At 74.2% G+C, this 13,635-nt stretch carries 2 protein-coding genes and 1 pseudogene; all 3 read right to left on the bottom strand.

The window, feature by feature from the left end; genetic code table 11:
- Nucleotides 1-183: pseudogene (locus CR470_RS40400) on the bottom strand (hypothetical protein); the annotation flags it as partial.
- Entirely contained in the window at nucleotides 153-671 is a 519-nt protein-coding gene (locus CR470_RS09360) for a hypothetical protein (protein ID WP_097867104.1), read from the bottom strand. The gene CR470_RS09360 and the pseudogene CR470_RS40400, both read right to left, overlap by 31 nt.
- Nucleotides 672-814: 143 nt before the next feature.
- The gene (locus tag CR470_RS09355) at nucleotides 815-13,519 is read right to left on the bottom strand and encodes a hybrid non-ribosomal peptide synthetase/type I polyketide synthase (protein ID WP_097867103.1); all 12,705 of its coding nucleotides are present in this window, start codon (nucleotides 13,517-13,519) and stop codon (nucleotides 815-817) included.
- Nucleotides 13,520-13,635: the final 116 nt, after the last annotated feature.

Genomic DNA, 13,635 nt, shown 5'->3' with positions numbered 1-13,635 from the left:
CCCGGCGACGGCGTCGGCGAGCCCGGCGACCGCTGCGGCCTGCGACGGCCCCGGCCGCAGCAGACCGGCCACCAGCGCCTCGTCGAAGGCGTCCACGGCGGCGAGCGCCTCGTCGAGCCCCTCGACCGGATCGGACAGCAGATCGCCCCGCATCAGGCCACCGCCCGCGTCGGCGGGAACCACTGCATCTCGGGCAACGGCGTGGTGACCGCGTCCAGTTCGAGATAGGCCAGGTGGCGCAGGAACCGGCTGAACACCTGGGCGGCCGCCGAGGAGTCGCCCTGCACCGGCCGCGCCGCTGTCATGGTGGCGGTCAGGGACCGCGCGTCGGGCTCCCCGTCCGGGTTCTCCACCGTGAGGTAGCGGGCGACGCGCGCAGCACCGTACTGCAGCACCGCCTCGCCGACGAGCGCCTGGATGTGCTTGCAGAACATGCCGCGCGCGCCGCCGCAGGGCCGGTTGTTGTTGGTGCTGCAGGCGAACGCGTACGTCCGGGCCGCCACGGACGACACATACACCCGGCCGATGTCCGATCCGCTGGAGACGACTCCCTGCAACCGCCCGTCGGCCAGTTCGACGAACGGCACCTTGGCCAGCTTCCGCGGGCGCGCGGGCGGCATCACCCGCGCCGTACTCGACTTCTCCCAGACCGACAACGCGTCAACTCCCATGCAGGCGAAAGGGGACGTCCACGCCATCGCGGCGGGACATGTACGAACTTAGTCCCGACCACTGACAACGCGGCCGGCAGCCCGCGACGCCTCGGCGTCCGGCCCGCAGCGGCCCGTCCACCCCGTCCGGCACAGGAAAAGGGTCATGAACCCCAGAGGTGTCGCGCGAGCAGGGCCGGGTCGATGGTGCGGGTGAGCAGGTGCAGGGGCGCTGCGCGGATGCCGGTCGCCTCCGCGGCATCCCAGTAGGCCAGCCCGGTGGCCGCGTCGACCGGACCGCGGACGAGCGGCACCTCGGCCCCCGAGGCGTGGAGCAAGGACTCCAGCCGGCAGGACGCGATGGTGTCCGGCACCATCGGCTGCGCGAGGTAGCCGGCCACCGCGGCGGCCGGGAGGCCCTCGGCCACCTGCCGTTCCGCGGGGCCGGCGCTCAGCAGCCCGCCGCCCACGACCAGGACGTCCTTCGCCCGTTCCATCCGGCCGATGGCGCGGGACGTGTCGAAGCAGTGCGGGAACGAGTCGTCCACCACCGTCGTACCCGGTGCGAGGCGGTCGATGTCCAGGAGCGTGCCGCCCCCGCTGACCGCCGCGACGATCAGGCGGGCGTCGTACACGGCGTCGGGCAGACCGTGATCCGACTCGACCACCTCCACGATCTCGACGAGGCGGCGCTCCAGGAGGTTCTCGGCCAGCTCCTTGAGCCGTGGCCCGCTGCCCGGTACGTCACAGAGCAGCAGCCGTGCGGGCGGCTGCTGGGCCCGGGTGAGCAGCAGTTCCAGCGAGGAGGAGCCGATCGAGCCGAGCCCCACGAACGCCACGGTCACGGAGTCCAGTTGCTGCCCTGTCGCGTCGAGAGCCGCGTGCACGGTCCTGACGACGGAGACGACGGTCGCCGCGTGACCGGTGGTGACGGCCGGGGCGGTGCGGGCAGTCGGGACACCGTGATCAGCGGGCTCGACGGGGCCCGTGGGCGCGGCGGCGACGGCTCCGGCCGTGCCGACGGCCCGCAGGACGTCGAAGCCGTAGCCGGTGAGCGAGGGGATCATGCCCGCGAGGGACACGGCCCGCGCACCGAGGGACGAGGCCAGCTCCACCCCCCGGGCGGTGTGACCGAGCAGGTCCTCGCCGGCGGCGAGTTCGTCCGCGAACAGCGGGACGCACACGAAGCCCGAACGGCCCAGCGGCGTACTCAGCGTCTCCAGAAGCCGGGGCCGCCCGTCCGGAAACAGCAGGGTCCGTATCTGCTCGCGCGGCAGCGCCGCCTCCGGCAGACCTGACAGCCGGGCGAGGTCGGCCGGGGACGGCAGATAGCCGACGAGCGCGGCATCCATCCGCGCGTCCCGGCCGGGGCCATCCGGGTGGGCGCGGCGGCCGGGACCGGGCACGGTCGAGGTCGTCGCGTGCGCCAGACCGTCGCGCACCGAATCCGCGAACGCCGCCAGCGACTCCGGGGTGAACGCCGTCGCCGCCGCCCGGACGGTGATCCGCAGCCGCTCGCCGTCCGGACCGGCGGCCAGGAACACATCCGTACCGGCAGGCGGCGGCGTGTACACGCTGTCGCCGTCCTCCCGGGTGACCGTCAGCGTCCTGCCGCTCTCCGGACCCAGGGCGGAGAAGTCCAGATAGGTGAAGAAGAACTGCGAGGTCATGGGCAGCCCGTTGGACAGCAGGGGTACGACCCCCTCGTACGCTCGCGCCTCGGCGGCCTCGGCGGCGACGCGCAGCAGATCGTCCTCGAAACCCCCGTCGCCGGGCCGCCCGGACGCCGGACCAGCCGGACGCAGGGGAACAGCCGTGGCGTAGGGACCGAACACCCGGTGTGCGTCGGGCAGGGAGTCGTCCCGGCCGCTCACCGCCAGACCGAGCACCAGATCCGCCCGGCCCGTGGTAGCCGCGAGCGCCCGGTAGTAGGCGGTGAGCACCGGGGCGTGGAGGGTGGAACCGGTGCGCGCGGCGAGCCCGCGCAGCGCCTCCACCTGATCGGCGTCGACCGTGAACCCGCAGGTGTGGAAGAGCGGGTCGGCGGCGGTGCCCGCAGGCGTGCCGGTGGCGGTCCTACCGGCGGCGAGTACGGGCGGCCGGTAGGGCGCGCTCAACCGCGCCCAGCGGTCCTCGCCGGCCGGGACGCCCGGCCCGGCTGACGCGGTCGGCGTGACGAAGTCCGTCCCGGCGGTGGTCCCCCGGGCCGCCGACGGGGCTGTTGCGGTGGCCGATTCCGTGCGCTCCGCGAGCTGCAGGGCGTGGTCGCGGAACGTGCTGCGCAGAGGGGCCGGCGCCGGTTCTTCACCGAGGGACAGGGCGTCGTACACGGCCGTCAGCTCCCGTACCAGGAGTGCGGCGCTGTAGCCGTCGCCGATGATGTGGTGGGCGTGTGCCACCAGGACGTGTTCGTCGGGAGCGACGGTGAGTACTCGCAGGCGCAACAGGGGCCAGGCCCAGGGTTCGAAGCGGCGCGCCCGTTCGGCGGCGACCCGCTCCTCCACCTGCCCCGGGTCGGTGAGGTTCTCGAAGTCGACCGGCAGGCGCAGTGAGGACGGAAGTTCCTGCTGGACGGCCGGGCGCGCCCCGGCGGGGAAGACGGTTCGCAGCATCGGGTGGCGCCCGACGAGCGTGTCCACCGCGCTCTGGAAGCGGGTGGTGTCGAGGCGGCCACGCAGACGCAACCGCGTGAGCCAGGACGATGTCGTGCCCGGTGCGATGGCTTCGGCCAGCAGAAAGCCCCGCTGGGTGGGTGTCAGCAAAAAGGCCGGGGAAGCGACGGCCGGATCGAGCGTTGGCGTGCGGTCGCCCACCGGATCGCGTCCCAGGGCCGACGCGCCCGCTGCGGCGTCAACGGCGTCAAGGGCTGCGTCGGTGGCGTCGGTGGCGGTGTCCGCCGCGGCGTCCACCGCCAGGGCGAGGGCCGCGAGCGTGCGATTGCGGTAGATGACGGTCGGCCGGGGGAGCGGTCCGCCCTCCTTCTCCAGCCGGGCGAACACTTCCAGCACGAGCAGGGAGTCGCCGCCCAGGACGAAGAAATCGTCCTCGCGGGACACGTCCTCGGCCTGGAGCAGGGCGGACCAGACGGCGGCCAGCCGGACCTCGGTGGGAGTGCGGGGCGGTGTACGGACATCACCCGTACGCGCGCCGCTGTCCGCGTCCGTGTCGGCCCCGGGCGGTTCGGCCGCTCCCTGGAACGTCAGCAGCCCACGGCGGTCGATCTTGCCCGTGCTCGTGAGCGGCATCCTGCCGACACGGGTGATCCGGGACGGAAGCATGTACGCGGGCAGTGACTCCGCGAGATGGAGCCGGAGCGCCACGGCATCCGCCCCGGGAGTCCCGGGCCCCGGTGTGACGAAGGCGGTGAGGCGTCCGTGCTCGGTGAGGACGACGGCGTGGGTGACGTCCGGATGGGTCTGGAGCACCGCTTCGATCTCGCCCGGCTCGACCCGGTTGCCACGGATCTTCACCTGGTCGTCCAGCCGCCCGAGGAATTCCAGCACACCGTCCTCGGAACACCGCACCCGGTCGCCGCTGCGGTACCACCGGCGACCGCGCCGGACGGTGAACGCGGCCTCGGTGAGGGCCGGTTCGCCGAGGTAACCCGAGGTCAGACCGGATCCGGAGATGAGGAGCTCACCGGCGTCGCCGGGCCGCCGGGGCTCCCCGTCGGGGCCGACGACCTCCACCTCCGTGCCCGCAACGGGGCGGCCGATGGGAAGCCGCCGCACCTGGTCGCCGGGCCGGGCCCGGATGATGTGGCAGCTCGTGTTGATCGTGGCCTCGGTCGGGCCGTACAGGTTGGCGATGTGCTGGCCGTCGCCGAAGAGGTCGAACCAGCGGCGCACATGGGCGGGTGACAGGGCCTCGCCGCCGACATGGATCCACCGGAGCGCGGACAGGTCCGGCCGCGGTGCGCCGTGCCGCACGCGTTCCTCGGAAGCGCTGAGCAGTTGCTCCCAGAGCGTGGGAACGGAGCTCCATACGGTGATGCGGCTGCGTTCGACGTGGGTCAGCAGTCGGTCGGGATCGCGCAGCAGGTCCCACGCCACCGTGACCACGGTGGCGCCGACGAGCAGGGGGGCGAGGAGTTGGCGGACGGAGGCGTCGAAGCAGGGCGACGCGGTCTGGGCGAGCCGGTCGTGCTCGTCGTATCCGAAGGTGTCGATCGCCCAGTCGAGGTAGTTCTCCATCGACCGGTGGGTGATGGGTACGGCCTTGGGCCGGCCGGTGGATCCGGAAGTGAAGATCACGTAGGCGATGTCGTCGGCGTCGGCCGGGCCATCGGGCGCGGGGAGTCCGTCCGGCGGCCGGACGGAACCGGCGACACGGCCGGGGCCCGCGGCAGGCCCCGGAGCCGTACCCCGGTACGACGGCGCCGAAGCGTCGACGGACACCAGGGTGACGTCGCCGAGCGCTTCCCCCACCGCCCGGGTGGCGGTGTGGCAGAGCACCGTACGGGCTCCCGAGCGCGTGAGCTGGTCCCTCAGCCGCGCGGTCGGGTGGCCGGCGTCCAGCGGAACCCAGCCCGCTCCGGCGCGCAGGGCCGCGACGACCGAGACGACGGTGTCGGCGCCGGGTTCGGTGAGAAGCCCGACGAGGCTTCCCGGGGTGACGCCGTGGGCCAGGAGAGAGGTCGCGAGGGAGTGGGAGGCACGGTCGAGTTCGGCGTACGTCAGGGTGACGGCGCCGGTGTCGACGGCGACCGCGTCCGGGGTGGCCCGGAACCGTGCGACCAGCCGGCCCACGAGCGTGGCGGCACCGGATCCGGCACGGGACCCGACGCCGTGGTCGGGTACGGCCTCCGTGACGACCGGTGCGACGGGCGGAGGCTCGACGAGCGCGGCCAACTCGGCGTGGAAGTCCCGGTCCAGGCGGGCCACCGTCGCCGGGTCGAAGAGCCGGACGGGGAAGTTCCACGAGAAGCGCAGGGTCGCCTCGTCCTGCCAGCACAGCAGGCTCAGGCGGGTCGCGGCGGTGGCGGTGCCGGCAGCGGTCGGCCGCACGCTCACCGGACAACGCCCGTCGAGCGCGGCGGGGAAGCGCGAGAAGCTGAAGCCGGCCGGGCTCACGGTCCGGGGGCCGGCCCCGGAGGGGTCCGGCGGCAGCAGCCGCGCCAGGTCCAGGCCGGTGAGGCTCGCGTGCTGCTCGCTCTCCAGCCAGATCCCCGCCAGCCGCTCGGCCAGAGCCCCCGCCGACTCGTCCGGGTCCGTCCCGCACAGCAGGGGAAGGGTGTCGGCGAGCGGCCCCACGAGCCGGTCCAGGCCCGTCAGGCGATCGTCCCGCCGGGCGCGGGCCACGTTCACCGCGATCTCCCGCTGTCCGCTCCACCGGGCCAGACAGCGCACGTGCGCGGCGAGCAGAAGATGGAACAGGCTCACCCCATGAGCGGCGGCCCGCTTCACCAACGCGGCGGACAGCACCGGGTCGAGGGCGCTCTGGTGCGTGGTCATCGGCGCCGTGGGCAGGGCGGACGGATCACCGTCGTACGGCAGGCGCAGCGGTTCGCCCAGGGAGCCCAGCCGCCCCGACCAGTACAGCCGGTCGGCGGCGAGGGCCCTCATGCCGCCCGTGGAGGACCCCTCATCGGCGGCCGCGGCCGCGTACCGCGCGAAATCGGTGCCGAGCGGGGGCAGCGTCGGTGCGCGCCCGTCGGCGAGGGTGGTGTAGAGCGACCAGAGTTCTCCGGCGAGGACGTTGAGGCTGTATCCGTCACCGGCCGCATGGTGGATCACCAGCACCAGATGGGACAGCTCCGGGCTCTCCCGGGCGAGAAGCGCGCGCACCGGAGGCTCGGCGGAGAGGTCGAACGGGCGGTTGCACAGGGCCGTTTCGAGCTCCTTGAGCTCCTCGACACGGCCGGTCAGCTCCCGGACCTCGTACCAGGCGGACAGCGCGGCGGGCGGCGCGACGTACTGCCGCGGTGCCGCCGAGCCGATCCTGTCGCCGGTGCTCCCGGTGCTCCCGGTGCTCCCGGTGCTCCCGGTGCTCTGCTTGCTCTCAGTGGTGTCCGTGCTCTCGATGCGGATCCGGAGCATGGTGTGCCGGTCGGCGAGCGCTGCGAGTGCCCGGCCCAGGAGCCGGGTGTCCAGGGGACCCCGCACGGTCTGGCGGACGTAACCGTGAGCCGGGACGTCGGGGTGGAGCCGACTGCTGGTGTGCAGGGCCAGTTGGACGGGGGTGAGCGGGAAGGTGACCCCGTCCGGCACGGGAGACGGGGCGGGCGGGAGGGACCGGGAGGAGTCGGCCGGCGGTTCGGGGGAGGGCGTGGTGTCGAGGTGGGCGGCCAGTTCGGTGACCGTCCGGTACTCGAAGAAGAGCGTGGCGGGAAGCGGCCTGCCCAGTTCCCGTTCGAGCTGCCTGACGAGGTCGACGGCGGCGAGCGAGTCGAGGCCGAGGGCGAGAAACGGTTCGTCGTCGGGAATCCCGGTGGCAGGCAGACGCAGCGCCGGGGCCAGCAGCCGCCGAAGCAGTACCGCGGTACCGGTGCGAGGTCCGGACCCCGCACCGGTACGCCGGTTCACACGCGCGCCGCCGCCGGTGCCTGTGCCGGGCACCCAGCCCGAGGCCGCAGGATCCGTGCCGGATTCCGTGCCGGGTTTCGTCCCCGTGGGAACCGTCGGCGCGGTCGGGTCCGCCATGACCGCGGGCCCCGGGGGTGGCGTCAGGTCGGCGAGCAGCAGCTGCGCCGCGTCGACGCCGCATGCCGTACGGAGCGCCGCCAGCGCGGGGCCGACGGCGACGGGCGGGCCCCCGGCACTCCGTACGGTGGTGGAGCCGTCTCCTGCCCCGGCTCCGAGAGCCGCCGCGATGCCCGTCCCGGCGAGGGCAGCGAGGTTCACCGACTGCCAGGGCCGGCCCGCGTGCCGTTCCGACGCGGCGAACGCGTCGAGGAAGGCGTTGGCGCCGGCGTAGTCGCCCAACGCTCCCGCCAGGCCGGGCAGCACGGCGCTGACGGAGGAGAACGCGATACGGACCGCCGGGTCGAGCCCGTGCCGGCGCAGGGCCAGGGAGAGCAGCAGACTGCCCCGGGTCTTGGCGGCCAGGGCTGCCGCCGTCTCCTCCGCGCGCCTGGTGCGCAGGGTGCCGGGGCGCACTGCCCCCGCGGCGTGGAAGAGACCGTCGAGGTGGGGCAGGCCGGCGAGGAGCGCGTCGACGTCCTGCTCCACCGAGACGTCGGCCACGCGGTAGTGGACGGTGGCGCCCAGCGAGCGGAGTTCCTCGGCCAGTCCCACGGGAGGACGGGGGGAGCGCCCGGCGAGTACGAGGGTCGGGCGGCCCCGGCCGGCGAGGTCCCGGGCGAGCGCGGCGCCGATGCCGCCGCCGCCCCCGGTGATGAGGAACGTGCCGTCGGGCGGCAGCGGTGATCGCGTAGCCCCGCCCGGGGCGGTGGTGCTGCCCGCCAGCGGTACGAAGCGACGGGTGAGCCTGCGCCCGGCGCGCCAGGCGACGGTGGCGGCCCCGGCATGGGTGCTGCCGCCCGACTTCAGTTCGGCCAGTTCGGCCAGCACGGCGGTCAGGCGCTGGGACGCGGTGTCCAGCGAGCAGAGGTCGAGGGCGGTGGCCGCGGCGCCCGGTGTCTCCTGCGGCAGCGCCAGCAGGAGCCCGCCGAGGACGGCGTGGGCCGGCCTGGGCCTTTCCCGTACGGTCCCCGTGGCGTGGACGTCCTCGGTCAGCACCAGCAGCCGGTCCGCGCGCGTTTCGTCGAACCGTGCGAGTGCCTCGCCGAAGGCGGCCAGCGCGGCGTCCTGGGCCCGGCCGAGCGCGTCGGCGGTGTCCTGGCCGGGAGCGGCCCCGGCAACCAGGACCACGGCATCCGGCGGCCCGTCGCCCCTTTTGTGCATCCGGACGCCCTCGGCGGCGAGCTGCGAGGCGAGCCGGTCCACGTACGCGGAGTCCGGCCCTGTCAGCAGCACCGAACGCACGGCCGCCGCCGCCCTCCCGGGCAGGGCGGCGTCCTCCCACAGGACCCGGTGCAGCAGAGGGCTCACGGGCGGATCGGCCCAGTACCGGCGGCGCTGGAAGGGGTAGGCGGGCAGGGGAATCCGGTGATGTTCCGCGTCGAGCGCGGTACGGTCCAGCGGCACGCCGTGCGACCACAGGCGGCCGACGGTTCCCAGCAGGGCCCCGCGTCCGCCGCCGTGCCCCTCATCGGGGAGCCGTTCGGCGTCCGTGCGACCGTCGGAACGTCCCGGGAGGGCGCACATCACCGTCGTTCCGCCGGTGAACGCGCTGGAGTTGCCGGATGTATCGGACGTATCAGTTGAACCGAACATTCCGTCGCCTCCGGCGCGTGCCACCGGCGCTCCGGCCGCGTACGCCTCCGTCGCCGCGCGGACCGCGCCGGACAGCGTCGCACCGTGGCCGACCTCCACGAACGTGTCGTATCCCTCCCGGGCCAGGCGTTCCACAGCCTCCCCGAACAGCACCGGACGCTCGGCGTGGTCACGCAGGTACTCCGGGCCGAGGACCGGCTGCCACTCGGCGGTGACGGTGCTCATGAGGGGGACGGAGGGGGCCTGCGGGGTCAGCGCGCGGGCCGCGTCGGCGAGCCGGTCGGCCACCGGCCGCATCAGCGGTGAGTGGAAGGCCCGGGAGACCCGCAGGCGACGGGTGGGAACGCCCAGGGCTTCGAGGCCGACGGCGGCACGCTCCACGGCACGGACGGCCCCGGAGAGGACCTGGAGCCCCGGACCGTTGTACGCGGCCACGGCGAGCGCCCCGCCCGACTCCGCCACCGCCGCGGCGACGGCCTCCTCACCCCCGCGGACGGCGATCATCGCCCCGGGTTCGGTGAACGCGCCCATGAGACGGCCGCGTTCGGCCGCGAACCGCACGGCCTCCCGGAGGGTCAGCACCCCGCCGGCACAGGCGGCCGCGATCTCCCCGACACTGTGCCCGGCCACGGCGTCGGGCTCCACGCCCCAGGCGCGCAACTGGCGGGCGAGCGCCACCCCGGAGGCGACGAGGAGAGGCTGTGCCACCTCTGTGACCGCCTGCGCGGCGGGGTCCGCCTCCGGGTCCAGCGCCCAGTCCAGCAGGGACCGCCCGCACACAGGACCGAGCAGCGCGGACGCTTCGTCGAACGTCTCCCGGAACTCCTGCGCCGTTCGGTACAGCGCCCGGTCCTGGCCGGGGAACTGCGAGCCCTGCCCGGGGAACAGGAAGACCACGCGCGGCCGGGAACGGACGAGGCTCCCGACCTGCCCGCCCGCTTCTCCCGCCCCGCCGCCGGCGGCGATGGCGGCGAGCCGCTCCCGCAGATCTCCGTCGGCGATGACGGCGAGCCGGTGGGGCCCCTCGTCCCGGGATGTGCTCGCGGTCCGGCAGACATCGCCCTCCCGAAGACCCGGATGGCTTTTCAGATGAGCGGCGAGTCGGGTCACCGCGTCCCGCAGCGCGCCCGAGCTGCCCGCCGACAGGGTCAGCAAGTGAGGCCCGTCGACCGCGACGTCACCCGCGACACCCGCAGGAGGCGAGGCCGGGGCAGCCGGGGGCGCGGCCTGTTCGAGAACGGCATGGGCGTTGGTGCCGCCGAAACCGAACGCGTTGATCCCCGCGACGAGGGGCCCGTCGGACGTCCAGTCCCGTGCCTCGGTCACCACGGAGAAACCGGCGGGGGCCAGGCCCGGCGAGGCGGGGGCGTGGTGCAGCGACGGCGGCAGCCTGCGGTGGCCCAGAGCCAGCACGACCTTCACCAGCGCGGGCAGTGCGGCGGCGTTGAGCAGATGCCCGATGTTGGTCTTCACCGAACCGACCAACCGCGGTTCGCCGTCGGGCCGTATGGGGAACGCGTGAGCCAGCGAACGCAGTTCGATCGGGTCCCCCACGGCCGTGCCGGTCCCGTGGGCCTCCACATAGGTCACCGAGGCGGGATCGACCCCCGCCGTCTCGTACGCCCGGGTGATGACTTCGCGCTGCCGCAGGGGGTTGGGCGCCATGAGGCTCATCGACCGGCCGTCGTTGTTGACGGCCGTGCCCCGGACCACCGCGAGCACCGGATCGTCCGCGAGGCGGGCCGCGTCGAGGCGCGTCAGGACGATGGCCGCGCCGCCCTCTCCGGGCACGAAGCCGTCGGCGTCGGCGCTGAAGGCACGGCTGCGTCCGGTGGGGGAAAGGGCCCCCGCCTCTTCCAGCAGCCGGTGCGGGGCTGAGGTCAGGTGGAGGTTGACCCCGCCGACGACGGCGAGGTCGCACTCGCCGTCCAGCAGGCTGCGCCGGGCCAGATGCAGAGCCACCAGGCCCGACGAGCAGGCGGTGTCCACGGCGAGGGCGGGCCCGTCGAGGTCGAGGCTCTGGGAGACCCGGGCGGCGACGAGAGCGGGCAGGTTCCCTGTGAGCGCCGCGGGCAGCGGGGAGCCGTCGGCGGCGGCCCGTTCCAGGATCTCCCGGTAGCCGCTGTCCCCGACCGCCGCGAACACACCGATCCTGAGGCCGCGTCGGCGGGGTCCCGCGTATCCGGCACGTTCGAGTGCCTCGTGCGCGAGTTCCAGGAAGAGCCGGGCCTGCGGGTCGAGTGCGCGCGCCTCGTCCTCGCCGATGCCGAAGTAGCCGGCGTCGAAGGCGGCCGGATCCTCCAGCAGTGCGGCCCATCGCTTCCGGGGAACCGCCGGAGCCGCCGGCCGGGCTCCCGGAAGGTCCTGGCCGTCGTCCCATCGTCCTCGCGGTACGGGGGTGACGGCGTCGTGCCCGTCGACGAGCAGGTCCCAGAAGTCCTCGGGGGTGCCGGCACCGGGGAACCGGCACGCCATCCCGATGACGGCCGCAGCGGTGGCGGCAGCGGCAGCGCCGGTGGCTGTGGTGGGATCGGGTACGGCCGGGTCCCCCGCGGTCGTACCTCCGGTGCGCGGCTCGGCACTCTCCTCGGCTTCCGGGGCATACGGCCTCGGAACCGGCGCCACCGTCAGAAGGTGACCGGCGAGGGCGGATACCGTGCCGTGGTCGCGGATGACCGCCGGCGGCAATGTCACACCGAAGGCGTCCTCCAGGGCCCCCAGCACCTCCATGGCCTTGAGCGACGTCCCACGGAGGCTCCCGAACGCCTCGTGCGCCCCGATCGAACCGGCGGGCCGGCCCAGTACCCGGGCCCACACCTCCCGCACGGCCTCGACGGTCTCCGCCCGAGCCCGGGGCGCCCTCGCGAGAGCTTCCGCCGCCGGCCGAGCCGCTTCCGCGAGACCGCCCGCCGCAGACGAGGGACCATCGCCGTCACCCGAAGCGACCTCACCCGCTCCCCGCTCACCCGTCCCGAACGCGCCGTCCTCGAAACGCTCCCGCAGCCGCCGGCGCCGCAGCTTGCCACTCGTCGTACGGGGGAACGCCCCCGGCGGCAGGGTCAGCACCCGCACATCGTCATGGAGCAGGGCCTCGCGCACCCGGGCCGTGACGCGTTCGAGTACCTGCGCCGCCTCGCGCGGGGGCCGTGCCCAGGGGACGAACACCACGACGCGCTCGGCTCCGGTGACCGGGTCGGTCGATCCGACCACCGCGGGGGCCCCGGGAGGCAGCCCGGGGGTGGCGGCCGCGACCTCCTCCATGTCCGTGGCGTGGAAGGTGCGGCCGTTGAGGAACAGCACGTCCTTGTGCCGGCCCGTGACGCACAGCCGGCCGTCCCGCAGGAACCCGAGATCCCCGGTGCGGAGCCATCCCCCGGCGAACACCTCCGCGCTCACGTCGGGAAGGCGGTGGTAACCACGGGCCAGTTGGGGACCGCTCACCATGATGTGCCCGGTCCGCCGGTCCCCGAGGACGGTGCCCGCGTCGTCGACGATGCGTACGGCGCAGCCGGCCACCGGCCGCCCGACGTCCATCAACTCGACGGCGCCTTCGCCCGGTTCGGCGTCCACCGCCACTCCACGGCTCAACGACGCCCGGTCCAGGACGAGGGGTTCGGCCACTTCCCCCGCCGGCGGGAAGGTCACCGCCAGCGTCGCCTCGGCCAGGCCGTAGACCGGCTGGGCCGCTGTCGGATCGAGCCCAGCCGGCCGGGTCTTGTCGGCGAACGCACGCCACACCGCGGGCCCGATCGGCTCCGCCCCGACCAGGATCAGCCGTACCGCCGAGAGGTCCAGCCGGGCCAAAACCTCGTCGGGAACCCGGCGTACGGCCAGCGCCAGGGCGAAGTTGGCCGCGGACAGCACCGTGGCCCGGTGCCGGGCCGCGACCTCGAACCACAGGCGGGGACGCTTGGCGAACGACAGCGGACCGATCTTGACCTGCCTGGCCCGGGCGGCCAGCGGAGCGAGGTGGGTGCCGATGAGCCCCATGTCGTGGAAGTACGGCATCCAGCTGACCACCACGTCGTCGGGGCCCAGCGCCGAGGCGGCCCGTATCTGCTCCAGATTGGCCAGCACCGCTCCATGGGTCACCTCCACCCCCTTGGGCACACCGGTGCTTCCCGAGGAGAACTGCACGAACGCGACGTCGTCGGGCCCGGCGGCGGCAGGCTCCCGCAGGAACGGCCCCTCCCGCAGGACATCGAGGGTCAGGGTGCGAACAGCGTCGGGGAGGTCACCGGACAGCGACGAGGTCGAGGCGTCCACGACGACGGGCGGCCGCCCCAGGTGCTCCCAGACCGGCAGCACCCGACGGGCGTCCGGCGCGAGCGGGACCGGAACGAGACCGGCCGCCACAGCACCCCAGAACATCGGCTGGAAGTCCTCGCTGCGGTCGGCGAGCAACGGCACACAGGTCCCGGGCGCGACGCCCGCCTTCCGGAAGCCGCCGGCCACGCGCAAGGCCTCGTCCAAAAGTTCGCTCAGGCTGACCGTCAGCTCGCCGCCGTCGCCGCGGACATGTACGACGACCTGCCCGGGAGCCTCACGGACCGCGCCCAGCAGTACATCCAGCAGCGTCATGTCGTACTCCACCGGTCCGTCGGTCCGTTCCTCGAAGAATGATCTTAAAAAGGCGCGGGTCGGGGGGAATCAGCCGCCGGGAGGAGAGCCCATGCACCCTGGGAGTGACCTGGTGGAAGAGGTTCGGC

Origin of the sequence: Streptomyces sp. rh34, from assembly GCF_002551245.1 — a bacterium.
Taxonomy (GTDB): Bacteria; Actinomycetota; Actinomycetes; order Streptomycetales; family Streptomycetaceae; genus Streptomyces.
This window is presented reverse-complemented; position numbering and strand designations above follow the sequence as displayed.